Source organism: Sphingobacterium bambusae, from assembly GCF_033955345.1.
Lineage (GTDB): Bacteria > Bacteroidota > Bacteroidia > Sphingobacteriales > Sphingobacteriaceae > Sphingobacterium > Sphingobacterium bambusae.
This window is the reverse complement of record NZ_CP138332.1, coordinates 5,289,491-5,311,095: the sequence shown is the minus strand read 5'-3', so window position 1 is coordinate 5,311,095 and position 21,605 is coordinate 5,289,491. Positions and strand designations below refer to the sequence as shown.

Annotated in this window: 23 protein-coding genes; 11 read left to right on the top strand and 12 right to left on the bottom strand. The window is 46.2% G+C overall.

All coding sequences use genetic code 11. The features are described from left to right. Nucleotides 1-5 precede the first annotated feature (5 nt). Genes SCB77_RS22030 through SCB77_RS22020 form a run of 3 tightly spaced genes read left to right on the top strand, consistent with a single transcriptional unit; the run spans nucleotide 6 to nucleotide 2,713 of the window. Complete coding sequence (locus SCB77_RS22030; protein WP_320184165.1) at nucleotides 6-1,259, top strand: MFS transporter; 1,254 nt, start codon at nucleotides 6-8, stop codon at nucleotides 1,257-1,259. 52 nt (nucleotides 1,260-1,311) lie between these two features. Further along, nucleotides 1,312-1,782 (top strand): RidA family protein, encoded by a 471-nt coding sequence (locus SCB77_RS22025; protein ID WP_320184164.1) that lies wholly within the window; start codon nucleotides 1,312-1,314, stop codon nucleotides 1,780-1,782. Continuing rightward, nucleotides 1,775-2,713 (top strand): RraA family protein, encoded by a 939-nt coding sequence (locus SCB77_RS22020; protein ID WP_320184163.1) that lies wholly within the window; start codon nucleotides 1,775-1,777, stop codon nucleotides 2,711-2,713. Before SCB77_RS22025 ends, SCB77_RS22020 begins: the two co-directional genes overlap by 8 nt. A gap of 87 nt (nucleotides 2,714-2,800) precedes the next feature. On the opposite strand, the gene SCB77_RS22015 is transcribed toward SCB77_RS22020, so the two are convergent. The 4 genes from SCB77_RS22015 to SCB77_RS22000 all read right to left on the bottom strand — a co-directional run bounded on the left by SCB77_RS22015 (nucleotide 2,801) and on the right by SCB77_RS22000 (nucleotide 7,051). After that, nucleotides 2,801-3,028, bottom strand: a complete 228-nt coding sequence (locus SCB77_RS22015) for a hypothetical protein (RefSeq protein ID WP_320184162.1) — start codon at nucleotides 3,026-3,028, stop codon at nucleotides 2,801-2,803. A 71-nt stretch (nucleotides 3,029-3,099) separates the two neighbouring features. Then, the gene (locus tag SCB77_RS22010; RefSeq protein WP_320184161.1) at nucleotides 3,100-5,595 is read right to left on the bottom strand and encodes a TonB-dependent receptor; all 2,496 of its coding nucleotides are present in this window, start codon (nucleotides 5,593-5,595) and stop codon (nucleotides 3,100-3,102) included. A 1-nt stretch (nucleotide 5,596) separates the two neighbouring features. Further along, the gene (locus SCB77_RS22005) at nucleotides 5,597-6,505 is read right to left on the bottom strand and encodes a FecR domain-containing protein (RefSeq protein WP_320184160.1); all 909 of its coding nucleotides are present in this window, start codon (nucleotides 6,503-6,505) and stop codon (nucleotides 5,597-5,599) included. A gap of 18 nt (nucleotides 6,506-6,523) precedes the next feature. Next, nucleotides 6,524-7,051, bottom strand: a complete 528-nt coding sequence (locus SCB77_RS22000; protein ID WP_320184159.1) for an RNA polymerase sigma factor — start codon at nucleotides 7,049-7,051, stop codon at nucleotides 6,524-6,526. A 143-nt stretch (nucleotides 7,052-7,194) separates the two neighbouring features. On the opposite strand from SCB77_RS22000, the gene SCB77_RS21995 reads away from it, so the two are divergent. Both SCB77_RS21995 and SCB77_RS21990 read left to right on the top strand, forming a co-directional pair. Further along, nucleotides 7,195-7,839, top strand: a complete 645-nt coding sequence (locus SCB77_RS21995; RefSeq protein ID WP_320184158.1) for a porin family protein — start codon at nucleotides 7,195-7,197, stop codon at nucleotides 7,837-7,839. Nucleotides 7,840-7,851: 12 nt separating this feature from the next. Further along, on the top strand, nucleotides 7,852-8,298 hold the full coding sequence (locus SCB77_RS21990; RefSeq protein ID WP_320184157.1) for a hypothetical protein: 447 nt from the start codon (nucleotides 7,852-7,854) through the stop codon (nucleotides 8,296-8,298). 109 nt (nucleotides 8,299-8,407) lie between these two features. On the opposite strand, the gene SCB77_RS21985 is transcribed toward SCB77_RS21990, so the two are convergent. Then, nucleotides 8,408-8,668 (bottom strand): hypothetical protein, encoded by a 261-nt coding sequence (locus tag SCB77_RS21985; protein ID WP_320184156.1) that lies wholly within the window; start codon nucleotides 8,666-8,668, stop codon nucleotides 8,408-8,410. Between the two features lie 282 nt (nucleotides 8,669-8,950). On the opposite strand from SCB77_RS21985, the gene SCB77_RS21980 reads away from it, so the two are divergent. Continuing rightward, nucleotides 8,951-9,313, top strand: coding sequence for a VOC family protein (locus SCB77_RS21980; protein WP_320184155.1), 363 nt, complete (start codon nucleotides 8,951-8,953; stop codon nucleotides 9,311-9,313). Between the two features lie 123 nt (nucleotides 9,314-9,436). Here the strand turns inward: SCB77_RS21980 and SCB77_RS21975 are convergent, their stop codons facing one another. Together SCB77_RS21975 and SCB77_RS21970 are read right to left on the bottom strand one after the other, a co-directional pair. Continuing rightward, on the bottom strand, nucleotides 9,437-11,335 hold the full coding sequence (locus SCB77_RS21975; protein WP_320184154.1) for a TonB-dependent receptor plug domain-containing protein: 1,899 nt from the start codon (nucleotides 11,333-11,335) through the stop codon (nucleotides 9,437-9,439). Between the two features lie 168 nt (nucleotides 11,336-11,503). After that, nucleotides 11,504-13,894, bottom strand: a complete 2,391-nt coding sequence (locus tag SCB77_RS21970) for a TonB-dependent receptor (RefSeq protein ID WP_320184153.1) — start codon at nucleotides 13,892-13,894, stop codon at nucleotides 11,504-11,506. A gap of 111 nt (nucleotides 13,895-14,005) precedes the next feature. Between SCB77_RS21970 and SCB77_RS21965 the strand changes: the two genes are divergently transcribed. The 3 genes from SCB77_RS21965 to SCB77_RS21955 all read left to right on the top strand — a co-directional run bounded on the left by SCB77_RS21965 (nucleotide 14,006) and on the right by SCB77_RS21955 (nucleotide 16,816). After that, nucleotides 14,006-15,106: a hypothetical protein gene (locus tag SCB77_RS21965; protein ID WP_320184152.1), complete on the top strand. Its 1,101-nt coding sequence runs from the start codon at nucleotides 14,006-14,008 to the stop codon at nucleotides 15,104-15,106. A 142-nt stretch (nucleotides 15,107-15,248) separates the two neighbouring features. Beyond that, nucleotides 15,249-16,148, top strand: coding sequence for a helix-turn-helix domain-containing protein (locus SCB77_RS21960; RefSeq protein ID WP_320184151.1), 900 nt, complete (start codon nucleotides 15,249-15,251; stop codon nucleotides 16,146-16,148). A gap of 98 nt (nucleotides 16,149-16,246) precedes the next feature. After that, nucleotides 16,247-16,816: a Crp/Fnr family transcriptional regulator gene (locus SCB77_RS21955; RefSeq protein ID WP_320184150.1), complete on the top strand. Its 570-nt coding sequence runs from the start codon at nucleotides 16,247-16,249 to the stop codon at nucleotides 16,814-16,816. Nucleotides 16,817-16,849: 33 nt separating this feature from the next. On the opposite strand, the gene SCB77_RS21950 is transcribed toward SCB77_RS21955, so the two are convergent. Together SCB77_RS21950 and SCB77_RS21945 are read right to left on the bottom strand one after the other, a co-directional pair. After that, entirely contained in the window at nucleotides 16,850-17,803 is a 954-nt protein-coding gene (locus SCB77_RS21950) for a nucleotidyl transferase AbiEii/AbiGii toxin family protein (RefSeq protein WP_320184149.1), read from the bottom strand. Further along, complete coding sequence (locus SCB77_RS21945; RefSeq protein ID WP_320184148.1) at nucleotides 17,781-18,389, bottom strand: hypothetical protein; 609 nt, start codon at nucleotides 18,387-18,389, stop codon at nucleotides 17,781-17,783. Before SCB77_RS21945 ends, SCB77_RS21950 begins: the two co-directional genes overlap by 23 nt. Before the next feature lie 240 nt (nucleotides 18,390-18,629). Here SCB77_RS21945 and SCB77_RS21940 point away from each other — a divergent pair, with 240 nt between their 5' ends. Beyond that, complete coding sequence (locus SCB77_RS21940) at nucleotides 18,630-19,493, top strand: SDR family oxidoreductase (RefSeq protein WP_320184147.1); 864 nt, start codon at nucleotides 18,630-18,632, stop codon at nucleotides 19,491-19,493. 221 nt (nucleotides 19,494-19,714) lie between these two features. Here the strand turns inward: SCB77_RS21940 and SCB77_RS21935 are convergent, their stop codons facing one another. Genes SCB77_RS21935 through SCB77_RS21925 form a run of 3 tightly spaced genes read right to left on the bottom strand, consistent with a single transcriptional unit; the run spans nucleotide 19,715 to nucleotide 20,869 of the window. Further along, the gene (locus SCB77_RS21935) at nucleotides 19,715-20,119 is read right to left on the bottom strand and encodes a hypothetical protein (protein WP_320184146.1); all 405 of its coding nucleotides are present in this window, start codon (nucleotides 20,117-20,119) and stop codon (nucleotides 19,715-19,717) included. Continuing rightward, nucleotides 20,116-20,520 carry a hypothetical protein gene (locus tag SCB77_RS21930; RefSeq protein ID WP_320184145.1) on the bottom strand — a complete coding sequence of 135 codons (405 nt, stop codon included), beginning with the start codon at nucleotides 20,518-20,520 and terminating at the stop codon, nucleotides 20,116-20,118. Before SCB77_RS21930 ends, SCB77_RS21935 begins: the two co-directional genes overlap by 4 nt. Then, a complete protein-coding gene (locus tag SCB77_RS21925; RefSeq protein WP_320184144.1) occupies nucleotides 20,495-20,869 on the bottom strand; it encodes a hypothetical protein in 375 nt (124 codons plus the stop codon). Before SCB77_RS21925 ends, SCB77_RS21930 begins: the two co-directional genes overlap by 26 nt. Before the next feature lie 188 nt (nucleotides 20,870-21,057). On the opposite strand from SCB77_RS21925, the gene SCB77_RS21920 reads away from it, so the two are divergent. Continuing rightward, complete coding sequence (locus SCB77_RS21920) at nucleotides 21,058-21,594, top strand: hypothetical protein (RefSeq protein ID WP_320184143.1); 537 nt, start codon at nucleotides 21,058-21,060, stop codon at nucleotides 21,592-21,594. Nucleotides 21,595-21,605 lie beyond the last annotated feature (11 nt).

Below are 21,605 nucleotides of genomic sequence, written 5' to 3'. Positions count from 1 at the left end.
CAGACATGAAGGATTCAAAGAACAATCTATCGCCACAACGTTGGTACAGACTACTGCCTGTGGCCTTTATCACCTACAGCTTGGCCTACCTTGATCGGGCAAACTTTGGTTTCGCAGCCGCTGGAGGCATGGCTGAGGATCTGCAAATCACGCCGGCAATATCTTCACTGCTAAGCTCGCTGTTTTTTCTGGGCTACTTTTTCTTCCAAATTCCGGGAGCGCGCTACGCTTCGCAAAATAGCGCAAAAAAGCTGATCTTCTGGTCACTTATCTTGTGGGGTGGCTTAGCGGCCGCCACCGGTATGGTGCACGACGTGTACAGCTTGATTGCTATTCGCTTCCTACTAGGCGTTGTTGAAAGCGCAGTAATGCCCGCCATGCTCATCCTGCTGAGTAATTGGTTTACCAAGCAGGAACGTTCGCGTGCCAACACCCTGTTGATCTTGGGCAATCCGGCCACTGTGCTCTGGATGTCTGTTGCCTCGGGCTACCTCATTGATGCCCTCGGTTGGCGCTGGATGTTCATTATCCAAGGTCTGCCGGGCGTAATATGGGCTTTCTTTTGGTGGCGCTTGGTTGAAGAGAAGCCTGCAGATGCCAAATGGTTAAGTGCCGAAGAGAAAAAGGAGCTCGCGCATCATTTTGAGGAAGAGCAGCATGCCATAAAACCTGTACAAAACTATGCCGAGGCATTCCGCTCAAAAACCGTTATTCTGCTCTGCATCCAATACCTGCTTTGGAACGTTGGTGTTTATGGCTTCGTCATGTGGCTGCCCACCATTATCAAGTCGGCGCCGGATGTAAGCATTGTAACCACGGGCTGGCTCGCTGCGGTGCCTTATCTCTTTGCCATTATAGGTATGTTGGCCACCTCCTATTACGCCGATAGAGGCAGCAAGCGTAAGAACTTTATCTGGCCATTTCTGCTATTGGGCACATTGGCCTTTTCATTCTCCTATTACCTAGGCTCCACCCATTTTTGGCTGTCCTACGGGCTACTGATCGTCGCAGGTGCGGCGATGTACATCCCTTACGGCCCATTTTTCGCTTTGGTTACCGAGGTGCTTCCACGCAATGTGTCTGGCGGTGCCATCGGCCTTATCAACAGTATGGGTGCATTGGGTTCCTTTGGCGGCGCCTATCTTGTGGGCGTGCTGAATGCCCATACAAAAAGCTTCTCTGCCGCCTATCTGTTCATGGCGAGTTGCCTTTTTCTAGCCACCGTAATCACATTAACCATCCGGACAGAAAAGAAATAAATTAAGAAAACGCATAAAACGAAAAATAAATCATAATTAAAAATCAACGAAGATGAAAACAACAAACAATGGACGTCGCTCCTTATTGAAAAAGCTTGCTGCATCAGCAACCGGTGTATTTGGGTTGGGATTTTTGGCTAAAGCTGGCGAAGGCTTGTCCACGCCAGAAAAACAAGTGGGCAACGTCACTAAAGATCAAGAGATTCCTTTGTTCTCTGGACACACCAAGCATGGTAACCTCGTGTTTGTAGCGGGCAAAGGTGCGCATTTTGATGGCGATGTGGCTGCACATACCAAGCATGTGTTGGATGAATTGGAAAAGGAGCTTAAAAGTGCTGGATCGTCCTTAGAAAAAGTACTCAAAGTAAATGTATACTTGGCGGATCTAGCTGACTATGATAAAATGAACGCGGCCTACCGAGGTCGTTTTGGTAACAAACCGCCCGTGCGTACCACCGTAGCCACTTATGGTGGTGTTCCCGGCGACTCCCTCGTTGAAATGGATTGTATCGCCTATGTTTAGTCGATACCTATCCGCGGCCAAAGCGGCAATGCTTGTGGCGGCAACGGCCTGGCTCGCGCCAGCACACGCGCAGCAGCTCCCCAAAGAGGAGTTGCTGTTTCTAACATCAAGTTGGAAAGGAGAACGCTTTGAGGATGGACGACCAAAGGTTGAAGACCAATGGGTGGAACGCGCAAAATCTATTGGACTCGCCGATGCTTGGACCATCCTGAAAAATGCGGGCTATCTGAATCAATTTGTGGGCGAATGGAAATTGCTACGTGATGATGTCCCCATCGTAGGACGTGCCGTAACCGCTACTTATATACCGCGACGTCCTGATGTAGAGCAGCATATACTCGACCGTGGGCATGCTGCCGGCAGACAAGGCAACAGCAACACCTGGCCAATAGAAAAGCTGGTCAAAGGCGATGTATATGTGGCCGATGGTTTTGGAAAAATCGCCGGCGGCACACTAATTGGGCAAACACTCGGTAGCGCCATCTACAACAAATCAGGCAATGGTGTCGTCTTCGACGCATCTGTACGCGATTTAGAAGGTCTCCTAGCGATCGATGGTTTCAATGCATTCGTGCGCGATTTTCACCCGTCCTTTTTAGAAGAGTCCATGCTCATAGGCTTAAATAGCCCTACGCGCATTGGTCGTGCCATCGTGTTGCCCGGCGATCTCGTTATGGCGCAACGCGAAGGTGTACTCTTTATTCCCGCACATTTGGTGGAGCATGTGGTTATCCGAGGGGAGTTTATTCTGCTTCGCGACCGCTTTGGCTTTGAGGTTATCAAATCGGGAAAATACAGTAGTGGACAGATCGACAACCAGTGGACAGCCGAAATTAAAGCGGCCTTTCTAAAATGGCTGGAAAAAGACCCTTCAGCTTTGAAAATGACGGCACAACAACTAGAAAAACTGATGGAAGATCGTACGTGGTAAGCCTTTATTAGACCGTACGCAGCGATCTCCTTCCTGCAACACGCCCCATTCCATCAACCATGCTGGATGGGGCTATTTGTTTATAGGCTACTTGAACTCAAAGAGCACGATCTTAATCGACAGCCCTCCATGCTCCGCCGCAGGTTTATCGGCGAAATCAGCTTCCATAAACGACAAATCTTGTTGCTGCTGTGCAGCATCCTTTTTCACGGGCACAGCGGCGCCATGCCCACTAGTCATAATATACAACAACAGGAGATTGGTGAGCAAAAGGCAGCCTAGTGTAATATTGATCTTTTTATTTAGCTTGTCCATAATTCGTCGCTTCTTTTATGTAGAAGACGAGTCGGCGATGGAATGGGTTGCATGGGCAATCAAAGATTGATCTAAAAATAGACGCGGATAAAAACATTACTGGTACGCGCGAGGTTGTAGTTATCGATCTCTTCGATCGTTTCACTGTTCCGGTTGATACGGTAGCTTCTGTTAATCACCGTAGCACTATTCGCCATATTCTGCATAGCCAAACCCGTTTTAAAGCGAAGGTTCTTGCGTACAGCCATGGTCAAACTGAGGGATGCGTTCAACTGAAAGTTATCCTGCAATTGACTACTATTGGGTGCCATATAGTCGATGTAAAGACTACCATCATTGGCGATGGAGGGTATCCGGCTGTTGGGTTGCGTATAATATCTACCGGCATACCAAGTACCGCCCACGGCTGCCTCCCATTTTCGTGCGGCATACAGTAGGCCCCAGCGTATGGCATAGGGGGTTTCAAAGTTATTCGCAAAGCGCGCTGTGTATAATGTCGGAAAGTGATAACGGCTGTCGTTGATATGAAAATTTGTCCACGCCGTAAACGGTCCATGTTGCTTTTGTAGCTGAAGCTCCGCTCCTTTCACGGTATAGCTCCCTAAGGCATCCGCTTGGGCAAATTGGTTTTGGAATCCTTGGCTACGGCTGTTAAGATCATTTACCTTCTTAACAAAAGATTCCGCCCTAAGCAGCCATTCTCCTTTTTGAAACTGTATATCGAACGATGCTTGGTTACTCCGTAAAATCGGTGTTTCCGCACCATCGGCCAGTTCCCAGCGCCGCGTTTCGATACCAAAGAAATCCTGCTGTTGCTGTATTTCCTGATAGGCAGCCTGGCTTTTGGCTTCAGCGGCTATTGTCATTGTCCAATACTTCTTAAAGAAGTAGGAAACCGATACACGTGGTTCGGCACGAAAACGGCCATAGGACATAAAATGCGTGGCTCGCAGACCTGTCGTGATATACAAATGCGGGTAACGCGCCACGAGCTGTGCCGCGAGCGACTGGCTCTGCAGAGATTGCGAATCCTGTTCGTCGTTTTTGATGGTTATATCGCCCAGCTCATAGCCTGCCGAAAGCTTCCACGAATCGGATAGGGCAAGCGCATGTCGAAGCGAAAAGGTCTTATCAAAAACCTGATTTCGTTGCACGCCCACTTGATCACGATCCTCATAAAAATCTTCAGCAAACAATTTGTATCGCGAGAAGGACATGCGTAGTTCGCTTTCCTGCCCATTGGCCCATTTTTGTTCATACATCAGGTTGCTAGCAAAAGACATTTGTGCCAGTTCACTGGTTTCTGAAATGGAATCCAAACTGTTCTGTTGGGTTACAGCCAGATTGTTGGCTATCCATAGCGCATTGACGCTGATCGCCTCTCGGTCTGAAAACCGATGCTTCACCTGCCCGCTGAGGTCGTGAAATCTAAAATCCTCTTCACTGCGGTAACTCAGGCTCTGATCGGCGAAGAAGTTGGTAACTTTCGTATTCTGGAACACGCGATCACGGTAGCGATTATAGACCGGCGAGTTCACATAATCCATCAGTGAGCGCCGTCCGCTAAATTGCCAATAGGTATTCGGCGAGCTCTTGAAGGAACTGTTAAAATCTGCATTGATCAAGTTAGCGCCTATCGACGTGCTTCGCTCTCCTTGGTCAGGCGGACTGTCGATCAATATGGTTCCCGATACGGACTCGCCCAGCAAGGCTGGCGTACCATTTTTATAAATGGTAACGGTGTGCGGTAAGTTAGGGTTAAATGCCGATATCAATCCAAAGAAATGCCCCGTTTGGAAAAGACGAATACCATTCCATAGAAATAAGTTTTGGTCGTGCGACCCAGATCGGACGCTGATATTTGAAATCGACTGGTCGATGCTCACAATTCCCGGGAGTTGTTGCAGTGTCTGTAAAACATCGGGCTCTGTCAGCCCGGGTAGCAACCCTGTCACCCGTGGTTTCATTTGGTAGCTTCTATCGGCGCGAATTTGCAGTCCTTTGGTCAGAAAATGTTTCACAGATATTTCTTCCAGTTGGTTCACCTGCCGCTCCATTACTAACGCTATTTCCTTACCAAGATTACCTTCCGGTATTTTAAAACGAAGCGGTTTATACCCAATGTGCGTGATCATCAGTGTGCCATGGCTTGGCATGGCCAACGAAAAAAGACCGTTGTCGTCCGTCAAGGTGTGTTGTCCGTTGACGCTTCGGATACTTGCATTTGCCATCGGCAGCTCTGTAGTTGCATCTTTTATAACGCCCTTTACAAGCATTCTTTCGGCTTCCGGACGATGGACGACCACATAGCGCTTATTAACCTTCGTAAAAATCAATCCGGTTTTCGACTGCAGATCAACCAATGCTTCATCCGCTGCAAGAAGGCCGTTCGGTGGAACGATACGTTTAGTCGCAATATCCCCTTCCAAAAAACTGAAAGATAGCTGATGTTGCTGCTCCAATAGCGCTAAATACTGACGTAGAGGCATGCTTTTCTCTTGTGCCAACGCGCATGCACAGTACAGGAACAGCAACATCCAAACACAGCCAAATAATTTATAGCGCATCCTACTTTGCTTCAATAACGTAGCGGTTATCTGCCAATTTACGGCAACTAATTGAAAATGCTTTTTCGATGATATGTATAGCGGCCTCTAGATCTGAGGTAGGCAGTTTGCCTGTAAACTGCTGTGCACCCGCCACTTGCTGTGTGCTGCTTTTAAACGTTACGGCAAATGAACGCTCCATCTCCCTTACGACCTGATCTAAGCTGGCCGATTGAAACAGCAATTGGTCAGCTTTCCAAGCGGGTTCCTGCAGAAAAAGACTATCCCGTTCCCATGTTCCGTCGTCTAAACGGAGGGATTGCCCCGCGGTCAACAGCATTTTCTCCTGAGCTTGCTGCACCTCCACTTTTCCGTGGTAACAATGTACGCTTAGATTACCGTCCTTTGTCAGCACATCAAAACGCGTACCCAGCACCCGCACCGTGCCCATCGTGGTTTCTACGGTAAAGGTCTGTCCTCTTTCTACGGCGAAGTAGGCGTCACCTTCGAGCTTCACATCCCGCTGTAGCAACCATGTGAAACGTTTGTAACTTGCTTTCGATCCTTTGTCCAGCAACACTTCCGAACCGTCCGGCAACTCTACCTGCAAGGCTGCGTGTGCTGGTGCCTGAAAAACAGCTTCTGATGACCACATCAACCATCCTCCTAGAAACACGCAGAGTAGCACGGCGGCTACAGCCAGCCAACGGCTGCTGCGGAAGGGGGACATTTTTTTTACCGTTTTGGCCTTGCTGTTCATTATAGCTTCCAACAAGTGCTCATCCGCTGTATTGCTGGGTACCGATAAGTCGGCAGAATACCGTTTGATCTGCTCATAAAGCTCCTTGTCGGGATCTTGCTCCCAATTGTTTTTTTCCGCGTCGGAAAGTGAACCATCAAGAAATTTGGCCAATCTATTTTCTTCTTTCATCGTTTTACGAGCTGAAATTTACTTAAATGTCGTTAATTGATCCTTAAGCGCCAACATCGCCAAATGTATACGCTTCTCCACTGCCTTGACGCTAATACCTAAAGCATCAGCAATTTCGGCATATTTCATCTTATCAATTCGGTGCATCAAAAAGGCTACGCGCTGCGTTTCCTTTAAACCTGCTATAGCCTGCAATAGCTGCTCTTTAAATTGCTTTTCTTCCAGTAGGAACTGCGGCGATTCGTAATTTTCCTCGTTATAGTTGCTGCGTTGCTGATAGGTCAACACCACCTTCTCATGTGCTTTTACCTTTAGCGTTTTATTGTTTGCTACCTTATATAGATAGGCTTGTGCTCCTGCGTAGGGCACCCGATGACAGTTTTGCCACAGCGCCACGAAGGCTTCCTGCGCTATATCATTTGCTTGGTCTTGATCGCCGTAGCGATAAAACAGAAAATTTCGCAACGCCTTCACCTGTTTCTGAAAAAACGCGGCAAAGACTTCCTTTTTGCAAATGGATGTATCATCCAATGAACATGTATCCACTTATTGAATTTACGTTTTTAGTGTTTCAAATAAAGATATAACCGTCGAAGATCGCAAAACCCTACCAACAAAAAAAAATAAAAAAAATAGTAGGGTCTTCCAGCGTCCACGGGTTATAAGTTCGTAAAACAAAAAATAGAACTATGAAAAAAATCGTATTGACGATGGCCCTTTTGGCTGGTGGGCTTTATTTGCAGGCACAACAAGTGCGTTTCGGAATCAGAGGTGGCGCAAACCTCTCCTCCTTGGGCGAGTATGAGCATGTGTTGCTGGCCAACGAAGATGCGCAATTGGAATACAAAGTAGGGTTTCATGCCGGTGTGTTCTCGCAAATCTATATCAATCAAAAATGGGGATTGGAAACTGGCCTCTATTTTACGCAATTGGGTGGCCGTGATCAAGATCGTGATTTCGATGAAGATTACAAATTAAACGCCACGGCAAACTACCTACAGCTTCCGGTTAGCGTTTTTCGCGAAATCCAGCTGTCCGACAAGGTGAAACTTTTCCCATCCGTTGGTATCTACGCCGGCTACGGTTTGTCGGGAAAGATCAAAGCCACGGGTCAAATCCAAAACATAGATATTGCACAGCAGCAAGACTATTTCAACGATTTCGCCAAACGTTTTGACTTCGGTGGTACTGCCGGCGTACAGGTTGGGTTGGGCAATCTACTCCTTGGCGCGGGTTATGACCAAGGTGTGCTACGTGTCAACAAACAGAAGGCAAACTGGGACGATAACGCCTACAATTCGAATTTCAAACTAACTGTTGGTTATCTATTTTAATATATTTGGCATATGAAAAAGCAGTATATACTTCCATTTTTTATCGCTTTGATGAGCATTTTTGTCATAGCATGCGACAAAGACGACGACGATAATATACAAAATGAGGAAACGGCGCGCGTACGCACGGTCTTACAGGAAGGTCGTTGGGTAATTCGTCAGTACAAACACGATGGCGTTGACCGCACGACACTTTTCAGCGATTATGTGTTTCAATTTGATGCGGGTAATGTTTTACGGGCTGCACAAGGATCAACCAGCCACAATGGCTCTTGGTCGGTAACGGCAGATGACGATGGCCCTGCGGATCTGGATCTCAATATATTTTTCTCGGGCACGGTAGACCTTCGCGCATTGAACGAAGATTGGGAAATCATTCGCTACACCGCAGATCGTATTGAAGTGGCCGATGACTACGGTGATATCGATGAAGATCTCTTGATCTTTGAAAAGCAATAATCTCATTCTATTACTAAGGGGTGCAATCGGTACAGGAAAAACGATGTTTCCTTGCCGATTGTATCGCTTAAGTCCGGCTCGTTAGTATTTACTGTCGTCCCCCTCCTAGCTATCCGCTACCTTTTATACGATAAACAATCGATCGCCCTGCTCCATATTCTCGTAACAGCAGTCCCTCGCTGTGCAGTCGCTGCAGAAACGTTTGCACGGTAGCCCAAGAAATTTGATAGCGCTCGCGCAAAGTTATCCAAAACCGCTCCATATCGATGATTTGTTCAACAGCATAAAGCTCTTCTAAAATGCGAAGTCTTTTTTCACTTAGTCTATATCCAGATTTTTCTAACTTTTGAATAACTTCTGCTTTGCTCATTTCGCGATTAATGGTTTGGTATAAGGGAAATATCCGTATAAAAAATCAAATAAACAAGAAAAAGACAAGGTATTTAACGATATATAGTTCATGAATGAAATCCGAACAAAACAAACAGCATAATGCGGAACATCGTTATTATTGCTGTTCGCAAGGATAATTCCATAAAACAGTTTTTCGAATCACGTAAAAACAATTATTTGCACAATTAAATAAAATTCATAACTTCACCTAAGGAGCAATCATTATAAACAACTATAATCATCGCAAAAAGAAAAAATTATGACCTATTTATCACTCGAGCCGTTCATTCCATCAGGAAAGGACCTAGAAAAATCAAAACAGCTATTTCAGGAACTCGGTTTCGAGATAGCATGGGATGCGGGCGATACCGTGGGTTTTCGTCATGGCAACTGCAACTTTATTTTACAGCATTACGATAACCAATCTTTTGCAGAGAACCTCATGATTGCTGTCAGAGTAGATGATGCGGACAGTTTTTGGGAAAGGTTAGATGCCAGCAACCTAGCGAAAAAATTCGGCATTCCACCCATTGGAAGCCCGATCACACAACCCTATGGAAAAGAAGTCAATGTGATCGATATCGCGGGGGTCTGTTGGCACTTTATTGAAGAAATAGAATGATCTATCTTCCTTCAACCGGATAAAAAAGCAAAACAAGAGGCAGAATAGGTAATGGTAGCTGCCTCTTGTATACATAGGTCGCAAGCATAAATACGAGAAGCTTGGGCGCGATCTATTTTTATTTTATTTACCCATCGGCATATTAAATCGAGCACCTAAACTCATCCAACGACCGGGCATAGGAATAGCTGCGGCCTCGATGTAGGTGATATCAAACAGATTTTGCGCGTCTAGGTACAGCTCCAAAGGCTTAAAGCTATACGCTACGCGGGCATCGGCTAAGAAATAACTCTTGTAGCTAATACGTTCGTTGAAGCGCAGTGCCGCCGATGCGGAGAACTTGCCGATACCTGCACGGACATTTCCGATAACTTGCTGGCGCAGGCTTTCCACAGCATATTTGGAGGTAGTTCCTTCCTGCGTGGCAATAGAAGGCCAAAGGTGGGTATAGGATAAGCCAGCAAACCAAGAAACGAATGCCCCTGGATTGGATAGCTGGTAATTGATAAGTGCTGTTGCACCATGCACTTTATTACCTTCAAAATTGAAGGGTTGGTAAGGCGTTCCAGCAGCAGGTCTTACCCAATCAATAAAATTATTGATGTCTCTGTAAAAATAATGTGCTTGGCCAAACCACCGATCGTCATTATATTTAACACCTCCTTCGATATGCCAAGCTTCTTCAGGACGAACGCTAGGATTTCCAATATTTCCGGGACGTTGGTCTAGATACAGGTCTGTAAAGGATGGTATCCGCTGCCCCGTTCCACTGTGCGCCGTCAGTCTCCAGTGTTCCGTCAAAGCGAAGCCAATATCGATGCCCGGAAATACCTGCCAACCGTAATCACTATTGTAATTTACATAGGCGCCTAGGTTTAGCATCAAGCGATTAATCCGATCTGTTTTAAACTCGGCATACATACCGTAATTATCGCGATCGTGATCGCCGATATTACTGCTTCTAATTTGCTCATTACGCATTTCGATCCCCATGCCCAAATCACCCAAATCCGTTTTCAACACAGCATTTACTTCGCTATTTAGCGCATGCGTATAGTGTTGACTACGCGCCCTACTCAAGTCATGTCTAAAGTAACGGTAGTCATCATAGGCATAGCGATAGCTTACGCGGGGCGCGATGCGGAAACGCTCCGAAAGATTAGCTTGGTAGCCGATGGAGCCCAGCAACGTCTGCACCACCTCCTGCGATTCTTTATCACCCGGCGCCGCGTAAAATCCATTCGCGCCAAAATCACTTTCTACAAATCCTCCCATCAGCGAAAAGCCATTTTGCTCGCCCGTGGGAATCTCACCTTGGTAAAACAATTTGTTATTGCGCGAGGCTGTATTATAGCGGTAGCCATTTCCAGACTCGTGGCTGCCATAGAGGGAATGCTTTCCCAAGGCACCGGCCCAAGTTCCGCCAAGCTGTATACCTCGGCTGTGGAATAGCGCGTCGTTATTCGCGGTATCTCGTTTGAATCCTGTGCCCGTATAGGCATGTGCCAACAGTTCAGAATTGACCGGCTTGCGTGTCACAATGTTAATAGCACCAGTTAATGCATTGATACCATACAGCCGAGCTGCCGGACCACGAATCACCTCTATACGTTCAATGGCATCTAGCGGAATGGGCAGATTTAACATATTATGTCCGGTTTGTGCATCCAACATCTTGACACCGTTCAGCAGCACCAAGGTTTGCTCAAAACTACCCCCATCAATACTCACATCGGCTTGTGCGCCGAAAGGACCACGCTGCCTAAGATCAACCCCTGGCAAGTAGCTCAGCAGTTCGTTCACCGATCGCGCCGGCAAAGCTTCGATCTGCTTTCTATCGAGGACCTGTATGTTCCTACTCTGCTCAGCAAACGGCATCTGTAGACGATTTCCAAAAATCAGCACTTCACGCAATGGAATTGCGGCAGTATCCACTGGCTGTTGCGCATAAGCCCCCTGCATGCCCATAGCACAGCATAGTACAAGCAAACGAAACAACAAACCCCTTTTCAATAATTTCATAAAAATAATATTTCCGCAAAAATGGCATCTCGCAACCAAAAGATACTAGTCCGGTTTTTATTTTACACCTAGTCCGGTTCATCAACCCTTGTTTTTCTAGAACGAAATATACGCTGTAGATCTTGCAGAGACAAGTAGCATCCGCATTTCCACATGCGAACCCAAGCTTTAAATAGCAGCCTTGATACCCAAGCTGACATTACGCGCCGGAAGCGGCGCCAGGTATTTCAAAAAGGAATTTTGTGGCCGCGCCTCGCTATTCAGCAGGTTGTTGCCTGCTAGGTAGCAATCCAAACTATAGCCCGCTAGGTTGATCCGGTAGCCCAGTTGCCCTTGCAACAGGCTATAGGCGGGCATGGGCGGCTCTGGGTTGATATTTTTGCCCAAGTAGCGCTGTCGTAGGTACCGCTCGAAAATGAAATGGGTAGAAATCCGTCCTTTTTTCAAGCCCATAGATAGGCCATACCTGCTACTGGGCAGATTGGGCATATAATCGCCTTCCGCCCATTGACGCATGCTATCGTCCGCAACATTGATGTTTCTCACGAGATCAGCAAAGGAGGTTAGTGTTAGGTTAAGACCGCTTTCCCAGCTATGTTCTGCCGCCAACTCCAATTCCCAGCCTTTTATTTGTGTGTCCGAGGCGCGCCATTCCTTTACTAGAAAGCCGCCCGCACGAGATATACCGGTATGCGCCAAATAGAGGTAGTTTTGGAAATCAGTATGGTAGTAGTTTGCAGAAAGACGAAATCCACCGAACTGAAGTCCCGCGGCAAGCTCGTAAGTACGCGCCTGCTCCTTCCCTAGCCTGTCGTCCCCATTTTCTTCCACCAAGATGGCAAAATGATCATTCCCCGCGTAGAGCTCATTGACCTCGGGTGCACGTTCGGCATGCGCCACTGAAGCCCGTACAAATGCCCTATCGAAAATGTTGTATCGAATATTGGCCGATGCTTGATGGAGATGAAAGTCTTTTGCCGTGAGGTTGCCGCCCGCAAGTCCCCTACTGGGTTTATATTCGCCATCAAAAAGCGCGCGTCGCCCCACCCAATCGTGTCTATAGCCGAGCTCTAGAGCCAAGGGCTGCAGCTCCACGCGTTGCGTGGTAAAGATCCCTAGCTCTCGGCTTAGGTTATTTGGAAGGTAACGCTGCACGCCTTCACCCTGCATACGCAAGAAAGAAAAGTCCGCTCCAGTCAATGCCGACCAGTGCTTACCGATATGCTGTTTCATTTCCGTTCTAGCCGCTTGCCGATAACTGGAAAATTTGTTTACCCGATAAATGCCCACCAGCTCTCTATCGTCGGCATATTGCAGGGAGTATTGCACTTTCAGTTCATCGAGCCACTTTTTTTGTGGGCTATACGCCGACTCCATCATCGCTGCATGCGAGAGGGTACGTGTATTGATCGCTTCATACGCCGCCGCTGCTTGCACAACATCATGGCTATGCTTGGGCTTGGTCGCTTGCGCGAAACCGGGTACACCAAAAAAGCCTTCCATCGCACGATAGCCAATGCCTAAACGAAAGCGCGGCGCAAAATAGCTAGCGCCCCAAGCAATGGCACGGCTATCGGCATGGCTGTTGGGCATGATGCCCTTTTTTACGGGAGCATAATCGGTGATGCCATGCACGATACTGGTAGACAGCGGTGTATTGGGGTCTTGGCCTGCAATAAATTTATCGTTCGCAGGATTTGCCACTTCCTGACCACCAATAAACGAATAGCGCTCAAAGGTGTAGAGATCTGCTTCGGAAAGTCCCCAAGCCGGATCGTTCAGGTTGTCCAGCACAAATTGGCTAAGGTATGGATAAAGGCTCAGGTTTCGGATTGTTTCCCGATCGACGTTCACCTGCGCCATGGCAGCAGTCAGGTGATCTATACGGGGATCATAAGCAATAGGCGCCTTTGTATTGCCGGGGATACGTAAGTTGCCATGTTGCTGATTCATGCCGCTCAACTGCCAGGTCCAGCGCTTCGCTAGATTACTGCTGATTTGCAAAGCCTGTCTGCTACCGCTGTTAGTTCCCCCTTCCAAGGTTACCCGTCCCGTCCATTTTTCATGTAGCCGGCTTGCCGGAATCGTATTGTCGCGCAGATTTACCGCACCACCGATAGCCTTCCCTCCATACAATACCGTGGCAGCGCCTTTATACAGGTCGATGCCCGTCAACGCATCCATATCCACCTGCGCATTCAAATTAGGGCTAATGCCCGATAGGTCGTGTACCGACATTCCGTTAGCGAGTAGGCGCACACGGTTGCCACTTAAGCTCCGGATCATGGGAGCCCCTGCACTCGGCCCGAAATAGGCATTTTGCACACCGGCCACATGTCCTAATGTTTCGCCCAACGTTTGCCCCTGTATCCGATCCAAGGCTTGTCTATCCAGTTCTGTATACCTTGCCTCGACGACGCGTCTACCTATGGCCTGCGCTGATGGAATAATAATATTTTTGAGGGTATCGGGCGCCGTTTGCGCAGGAACAGCAAGTGGCATTGCGAATATCAAAAGAAGTAGCGGATGCACGAGGCCGTTGTTTTTTTGGGGAGTCATGATCTATCTGAATTATTGTTTCGATCCGCAAAAGTATAAAATAATCACACAAATGCAACCATGTTGCTTTTTTAAAAATTTATACTAACTTCGCCAAAAAAATTCAAGAACATGAACACCATCCAACACATTTTGAAGGTCGGCAGTTTAGCTACCCTGTTGCTGGCCAGCCTCAACTCCTGTAAAAAAGACCAAGCGTCAACGCCCAGTCCTGTCGAAATCAATCTGCCCAGCGAGCTAAGCCTAACATTTGGCGAGCGCGACACGATTTTGCTATCCAGTGCACTATCAACGGCAGAGGATCTGCAATTTAAGCTCGATTTCTCCCAAACATCCAATATCGAGATCGATGCCTCCAGCAAATTGCACGATAAGCTGGCAGCCGCTATTACGATTGATGCCAAGACAAATAGCATCCTCATTAATAGCGGCATGCTGTATCCGAATGCGACAACCTCCAGCAGCACTGGGCAACGTATTCCGGATGCCTATAACGTGCTACTCAGCGCCCATGATGCGCAGGGTACTAAGTTAGGCGAGGCACAGCTTAAACTTCAGGTACGGGAAGGCAAAGTAGCGGTCAAAGGTGCGAACAACAGTGGCGATATTCCCTTTGCCTACGTGCTTTACAACGATCAAGGTGCAAACTTTGAGCTCGATCCACTGGCGCTCCCTACGCAAGGCAGCAACTGGACGATCGATGCAAATGCCGATGTGCGCAGCATGGTAACCATAAATCAAAACAGCCTACAGTTTGCCAAGGGTGCTGGTGATCCTGCGCAAAAGGCAGAACAGGCTTATGATTTATCAGCCTTATTGCAAAAAGACGGCTTTACGGTGGCGCGCACTGCTTTTCGCGTGGTATTTATCCCACAGATCAAATTCTTTTTCGGCACTTACTATGCGGATATGAACCTCACCATTTACTTCAACCTGATCCATATCGGCCTATCCAATGGTTATCGGTCTTCGGCTCCTACGTTCTACCCTGAACAATACCGATCTACCTTCCAACTGCTATCAGTCTCCGTGGATGGCAAGTCTTTTGAAAATACGGGCGATATTTTTTCCGTCGATAGTCAAACGGGTGTGGTATCGGTCAAGAAAGACCCTAGCTTACGAGCCGGCAGTTATAAAATCATGCTGCGTGCGATCAGCAGTACGGGACTAGAATTTGATACAGACCTGACCTTAGTTATGTCTGAAGGCTAGCGCAAAGCGAGATCTGAAGCTGGTCTATAAATGGCGCAGCGTTTCGTTGGGCGGTTGTCCTTTGGTTTATGCTACCATAATTACCGACGGGCAGCGGATATGGATGATACTTCGTATTTTTGAGTAAGCAATTGCAAGCATTATGGACGAAATCATTCATTTTCATACCATCCGGGAGTATAACACCTTCAATAACAACGAAACGCTGCATCCGCTTATCAGCATTGTGGATCTCGAAAAAGCGTCGCCGCGGCAGTTGAGACGCCTTCGTTACGACTTTTACACGGTATTTTTCAAACAGATCAAATGCGGTGACCTGCGTTATGGCTTAGATTATTATGACTATGAAGAAGGTACCTTGATATTCTTGGCTCCAGGGCAGGTTATTGGTGAATACAAGGAAGAATTTTACAGCCCACAGGGCACGGCCTTGGTTTTTCATCCTGATCTATTGCACGGCACAGTGTTGGCCGCCCACATGAAAAACTATAATTTTTTCGCCTACGCAGCTAGCGAAGCGCTACACCTCTCAGAACAGGAACGGAAGATTATCCTCGATTGCCTCGACAAGATTAGCTACGAATTGAACCATAGCATTGACAAGCATAGCAAACAGTTGATCACCGCCAATATTATGCTGTTCCTCGATTACTGCCAACGTTTTTACGATAGGCAGTTTATAACGCGAGAGAAAGTCAACAAAGGCATCTTAGAGCGCTTCGAAACCCTGTTAGATAGTTACTTTCTGTCTGATAAACCGCAGGAACTCGGTACGCCCACGGTAGCCTATATGGCGCAAGAGCTACACTTATCGGCCAATTATTTTGGCGATCTCATCAAAAAGGAAACGGGTAAATCACCACAAGAATATATCCACTTCAAGATCATTGATACGGCGAAAAGTATGCTGTTTGATTCAGAAAAAACGGTCAACGAGATTGCCTATGCCCTCGGTTTTCGCTATCCACAACACTTCTCACGCTTCTTTAAAAAAGTAACGGGAAAAAGTCCAAATGAATACAGAATTGCGGATGTTAATTAAAGAGTCGCATATATTCTTAAAATCGATATCGCGAGACAACGTTCCATTTTTTACCATAGGGTAAAAATAATTGGCTTGATAGCCCCTATCTTTGTGCCATGGACACGCTTATAGATTTCATTTTACGATTTGGCGATTTGAATCGGCAGCAGATCGATTATATCATGAGTAAGGCGAAGACCGTGGAGCTAAAAAAGCAGGCATACTTTTCCGAGGCGGGCAAGGTTCCACAATATGTAGGCTTTATACTGGAGGGGGTATTTCGCTTTTGCTACTACAATAACAAGGGCGAAGAGATTACCAACTATTTCGTGGATGAAGGCAACTTTGTGGTAGACAATCAGAAGTTCGAATCGCAGATTATTGCGGTGGAATATGTGCAGGCCATCACGGATTGCAAGCTATTGGTGTTCTCAAAAAAAGACTGGGACGATATCGGCAACACCATTGTGGGCTTTGAAATGATCAAAGCCAAGATAACACAAAAGTGCTTGGCCCTAGCGGTAGAGCGCCGAAGCCCGCTTATAGCCGAAGATGCCACCACACGTTACCTTTCTTTTCTTGAAGGCTTCCCCAATCTTGTCAACCGTATACCCTTATCCTACGTGGCCTCCTACTTGGGCATCACGCAGCAATCCTTAAGCCGTATACGAAAGGGTATCCGATAAATAGATGTTTGTGAACAGGAATCAGTATTTCTTTTAAAGCTTAGCGATATAATTGCTTATCCTATCTAGCAGTTCATCAAAAGCGGGTTGTCCTTTGTAATACAGATCTGAGGTGTCTGAATACATTTTTTTATAATCCGCTCTTGTAGCTGGATCATTCAACAAAAAGGCTTCGTTCTCGGAGATGGGTATTGCATAATCAGCCTGCGGAAATCGGTTTTCCTTGTGTTCAAGGTAGTTCTCACTACCTATAAAGTTCTGCACAACTTCATCTCCTAGTAAACAATACACGTCATAATATTGCCGCATAAAATTTGGCTTGGCAACTTTACCTTCTTTTTCTTGCCTAAATTTTGTCGCAATTGTCTGCAGCTTCTCCACGAAGGTATAGCCGGGATGATAACAAGGAATGTCGACTGCTCTATTGTCAATAACGTCTATTTCAGACTGCAAAGCTCTGTCATATGCCCAGGAACTTATGGTCATCGCCTTATTAGGCTTGACCATATCGAACCCCGCCTCAAGCAATATCCCCTCTTTTAGGCCTAGAATTTTATCAACCTTATTATCATAGTGTAAACGAATTCCACCGCTACGATAAGCCTTTTCATCGTCAAAAGCAAGGTCTCTCATTGCACTAACAACTCCGCTTATCTGTATGGATTTGGCTAGGCTGTCGTAAAAAGACCGGCGAGCGGCCACATTTTTAGGTTTCGTGTTATTTGGATTTTCGTTTATTCCGAATTCTTTGTCGGGATGAATATGTATATCAATATCTTCCGAAAACCGATCGATAAGCCCATATCCTTTGGATAATGAAGTTCCGCCTTTCAATTCGAACGTAAACCCCTGTTTTTTCAATCCATACAATACATGCATGATCCAATAGTCCTTTTCGACTAATCCCACCGCAATACCTGTCTCCTCTTCGACAATCCGTAAAAGTGCAGCAAAATCTTGGTGGTTATGAAGATAATCTATGGCCATGCTCATAATCGGTTTCCCGCAACAACGATGCAAAAATTCTTTTTGCCTTAACACTGCCATACGAGGATATAGACTGTTTTAAACTTTTCATATTCAATGAAGCTAGTTTTTCAGCCAATTTTTCTAAAATAAGATCGCTGTCTTCCGCCAGTTTATCTAGATTATTTACTAAGTCAACAGCGAGAAATTCCGTTGTTATCTTGCTAGGGAACCGCGGCTTACGTTGGAAAGAAAATTTACGATTGCCAAACGTGACCTCACCATGTCGTTTATTATTGTAAACAATACGGGTATTATACAACTGTGTAGTACCCACACCTAAGCGGTTATATAAGTTCGGAGATATCAGCAAAAAACGAGAGTCGTCTAAATATTTTTTTATCACTTCCTCTTCTTTTGCTGGGGCGGGACCAAATGCAGACAAACTGGGATAATAGTACATGCCGGGAGCGATCTTTTGCAAAGTCCCATCATTGATCAACACCTTTAGATCTCGATCAACAGATTTGGACCACTGATCTAAATGTTTTCGGCGGTAAACGGTTCCCCTTTTCAAATGACTTTTAAGTTCTTTCAGCCTAGACATAACTTATCAAATTGTAATTAATTTGTCATCTCATCAGAGATGCAAGAATACTTATCCAATATCCATGCAAATTTAATAAATAATATATTAAAAATCAATAACTTGAAAAAACAATACAAATAATACAATTCATTTATGCGTCGTCTGCAAACCAACCTTGCAACAAATCCTTTTTACCATATGGTAAACGCATTTGGCTCCCTGTTAACGAATTTTGTTTTCATCTAAAACAACAAGAAAATGAGTAAAAAAGTAGTTTTTATTACAGGAACAAATAGCGGATTTGGTTGGTTAACGGCGCATAGCGTGGCCGCATCGGGGCATCAGGTGTATGCAGCCATGCGGGATACCGCAGGCAAGAATGCCGAAAAGGCCAAGACCTTGTCTGCACAGGAGAATATCACGGTGTTGGATGTTACCATTACCGACGACGAGAGCGTGAAGCAGGCGGTTGAGCAGATCATAGCGCGCGAAGGTAAGATCGACGTGATCGTCAACAACGCCGGTTTCTCCATCAATGGAGTAGCCGAGAGTTTTACCACGGCCGATGTGCAGTCGTTATTCGACGTCAACGTCATAGCCCCTTGGCGACTAATGAAACAGGCGCTCCCAGCGATGCGTCAGCAACAGGAAGGCCTTATTATTAATGTGACGAGCGGCTTTGGACGTTTCTCCTTTCCTTTTGCCGTGATGTATGGCGCCTCAAAATTTGGTCTAGAAGGATTGAGCGAGGGTCTACATTACGAATTAAGGCCACTGGGAATCGATGTGGCCATTGTGGAGCCCGGCGCCTTCCCTACCGAAATGCAACAGAAAATCAACGTTGCTTCTGATACATCCGTATTGGAAGGATATCAGGCGATTGCCGAGATGCCCAACAAGATGGTGGAAGCATTGGGACAGCTGATGCAAACGGTGAAACCAAATCCTCAAGATGTGGCCGATGCCATTGTCAAATTGATCGATACCGAAAAAGGAAAAAGACCGTTGCGTACCGTCGTAGACCCTATTACGGGTCAATTTATCGAGGAGACCAACCGTGCTGTTGCCGCGCAATATGAGCAAGGCATCAGACTATTCGATATGGGCGAAATGCTGGGGTAAAAGCCCCATACTTGCGTCAGCTTGACTTTATGTCGTTAAATATGCCTAGCGCTTGCGCTGTCAAGCCTAGGCATATTTCCGAAAAGGCTAACAGTCTTTATAAAAAAGCTAGCTGTTTTCAAGGAATAAAATGGGGAGCTTTTGGAACAAAAAAAGTATTTATGCCCACACTAGCGATGTTTTCACAAAAAACACCATCGCCTTCCGCGATCACCGACAGATCAAAACTGGTAGCCAAAGCGCTGCTTGCGTTCCGCCCGGTCGATGATGGCGTCATCCTTTGAAATATGCCTGATCAGCTCCATATGCCAGGTTGCATAAAGAGACTTGAACAGCTCCAGCCGCTCCTGCGCAGAAGGAATATCTGCGGCGGCTTCCACTACTATCGCTGCATAATCCATAAACTGATTGCGTAGCCGCGGTACAGGCAAGCGACGACGGTTGTGCTGCGCATCGATAGCTAGGAAAAAAGCCGTACCCAAGTGCTGCGCTTCGTCTGCCATTCCCGCAAAATGGGGCGCCAAGGCCACGGATGTCACAAAATAATGTATCATCTGCTCAGGCTGCACATAATGTATGTCGCAGGCCTGCAGAAAATCTTTGGGGAGATACAGCTCAATCGTCATCGGCCCGAGTTTTTGAGTCGCACGTCCACGTCGAGGTATATCGGCAGCATGCGCCGACTGCGCCTGCGTAACTCCATCAGCTTTTTGCGGGCAATAACCTCAAGCTCCGCCTGCTCCTGCTCTCCAGCATTGTACATCATAACGGCAAAGGCTCCCCAATACTCGTTGCCAAATGATTCATCCAGCATTCCCTGCACCCGTTCGGAAATATGGCGCTTGGCATATAGATATACCAGCCCTGTGGCCGCACGGTAGGGATCGATGGGATAACCACTAATCATTTTCGGGAAGGACAGATGATCCACAAAATATTGCAAGGCATGCGTCGGCTCGAAGCCGCTGAGCGCACAGCAGATCAAAAAATCTGCCGGCAGGTCAATGCTTATCTTTCGTTGTGCCATAGTCAAGGGTAAGTTTATTGAACAATTGATCTATAAAATCTTGGTACATGGCTGACTGCGGATCTATCTCCTGCCCTTGCTGCAGCAGCTGCAGGTCTTCGATAGCCGCACATATCTGCCGCACATTGCCTTCATGAAGTGGGCGCTCCTGCGCGCGGCACTTCGGCAGGTAGTAGCAAAAGAAAATCTTGCTGGCCGTATGGGTTTCCGTTTTCCTTTCGTCAGTCACCGTTTCCAGAAGCTTCACGCGATCCACATAACATTGGACTGCATCAGATAGATCGATCTGCAGCGCCTCGCAGGTCAGCAGAAAATCTTTGTTAACGTGTACATTCAGGGTTTGTCTCATAGCTTGTTATATGTTGGTTTATAAAAGTGTATTAGCAGAAGATATATTGGCAAATTGAGCGCCAGAAACAATCACTCACTTAAGCAAAATAAGAAACTGAATATCAACATCACTAAGATAAAAACAAAAACTCAAAAAACATAATAAATTACCGTTTTTGAGTTCATGTTTTCTTCGAAATTCGTCGTATGGAAAATCTTGATCTGCAAAATATAACTCAGAATATTCTGCTTTTGTTAAGGCATGTCGGCATTAAAGATATGGAGTTTGCAGCTATTCTAGAGATTTCAGAAAAGCAATTTCGATTGATAAAGGAAGGTAAGGCTAGTTTTAATATCAAACAGATTAATCTTGCTTGCGATTTTTTTGTACAATCGATCAAAAGTTTAAATGCAGCAAAAATAAAGATAGAAGACGACTATCGTAGGAAGCTAGCACTAAAACATAAGCACAAGAATCAATATTACGTTTTGTTGAACAAGCGTCCTTCGTTAAGACATGCGATAGAGTTTGGACTATTATCCCATGAAAAGTTTGTGAAGGAAGGTATGGCAACAAATGAGGTCCAATTTTTTTTTATGAACAAAGGCTGGAAATTCACCAGTAGCTCCATATCAACTGCCTTGATTCGAAATAACACTTTAGTTACCGTTATCGACACTAAGGTCGTTGATGGTAAAAAAGTAAATATCTACGGACCAAATAACATTCCTTTTTCAAAATAAATTACATAGAT

What these genes read in the sequence shown, in the direction of transcription:
- SCB77_RS22030 (WP_320184165.1), top strand. Translation starts at nt 6, where the DNA reads ATGAAGGATTCAAAGAACAATCTATCGCCACAACGTTGGTACAGACTA.
- SCB77_RS22025 (WP_320184164.1), top strand. Translation starts at nt 1,312, where the DNA reads ATGAAAACAACAAACAATGGACGTCGCTCCTTATTGAAAAAGCTTGCT.
- SCB77_RS22020 (WP_320184163.1), top strand. Translation starts at nt 1,775, where the DNA reads ATGTTTAGTCGATACCTATCCGCGGCCAAAGCGGCAATGCTTGTGGCG.
- SCB77_RS22015 (WP_320184162.1), bottom strand. Translation starts at nt 3,028, where the DNA reads ATGGACAAGCTAAATAAAAAGATCAATATTACACTAGGCTGCCTTTTG.
- SCB77_RS22010 (WP_320184161.1), bottom strand. Translation starts at nt 5,595, where the DNA reads ATGCGCTATAAATTATTTGGCTGTGTTTGGATGTTGCTGTTCCTGTAC.
- SCB77_RS22005 (WP_320184160.1), bottom strand. Translation starts at nt 6,505, where the DNA reads ATGAAAGAAGAAAATAGATTGGCCAAATTTCTTGATGGTTCACTTTCC.
- SCB77_RS21995 (WP_320184158.1), top strand. Translation starts at nt 7,195, where the DNA reads ATGAAAAAAATCGTATTGACGATGGCCCTTTTGGCTGGTGGGCTTTAT.
- SCB77_RS21990 (WP_320184157.1), top strand. Translation starts at nt 7,852, where the DNA reads ATGAAAAAGCAGTATATACTTCCATTTTTTATCGCTTTGATGAGCATT.
- SCB77_RS21985 (WP_320184156.1), bottom strand. Translation starts at nt 8,668, where the DNA reads ATGAGCAAAGCAGAAGTTATTCAAAAGTTAGAAAAATCTGGATATAGA.
- SCB77_RS21980 (WP_320184155.1), top strand. Translation starts at nt 8,951, where the DNA reads ATGACCTATTTATCACTCGAGCCGTTCATTCCATCAGGAAAGGACCTA.
- SCB77_RS21975 (WP_320184154.1), bottom strand. Translation starts at nt 11,335, where the DNA reads ATGAAATTATTGAAAAGGGGTTTGTTGTTTCGTTTGCTTGTACTATGC.
- SCB77_RS21970 (WP_320184153.1), bottom strand. Translation starts at nt 13,894, where the DNA reads ATGACTCCCCAAAAAAACAACGGCCTCGTGCATCCGCTACTTCTTTTG.
- SCB77_RS21965 (WP_320184152.1), top strand. Translation starts at nt 14,006, where the DNA reads ATGAACACCATCCAACACATTTTGAAGGTCGGCAGTTTAGCTACCCTG.
- SCB77_RS21960 (WP_320184151.1), top strand. Translation starts at nt 15,249, where the DNA reads ATGGACGAAATCATTCATTTTCATACCATCCGGGAGTATAACACCTTC.
- SCB77_RS21955 (WP_320184150.1), top strand. Translation starts at nt 16,247, where the DNA reads ATGGACACGCTTATAGATTTCATTTTACGATTTGGCGATTTGAATCGG.
- SCB77_RS21950 (WP_320184149.1), bottom strand. Translation starts at nt 17,803, where the DNA reads ATGGCCATAGATTATCTTCATAACCACCAAGATTTTGCTGCACTTTTA.
- SCB77_RS21945 (WP_320184148.1), bottom strand. Translation starts at nt 18,389, where the DNA reads ATGTCTAGGCTGAAAGAACTTAAAAGTCATTTGAAAAGGGGAACCGTT.
- SCB77_RS21940 (WP_320184147.1), top strand. Translation starts at nt 18,630, where the DNA reads ATGAGTAAAAAAGTAGTTTTTATTACAGGAACAAATAGCGGATTTGGT.
- SCB77_RS21935 (WP_320184146.1), bottom strand. Translation starts at nt 20,119, where the DNA reads ATGACGATTGAGCTGTATCTCCCCAAAGATTTTCTGCAGGCCTGCGAC.
- SCB77_RS21930 (WP_320184145.1), bottom strand. Translation starts at nt 20,520, where the DNA reads ATGGCACAACGAAAGATAAGCATTGACCTGCCGGCAGATTTTTTGATC.
- SCB77_RS21925 (WP_320184144.1), bottom strand. Translation starts at nt 20,869, where the DNA reads ATGAGACAAACCCTGAATGTACACGTTAACAAAGATTTTCTGCTGACC.
- SCB77_RS21920 (WP_320184143.1), top strand. Translation starts at nt 21,058, where the DNA reads ATGGAAAATCTTGATCTGCAAAATATAACTCAGAATATTCTGCTTTTG.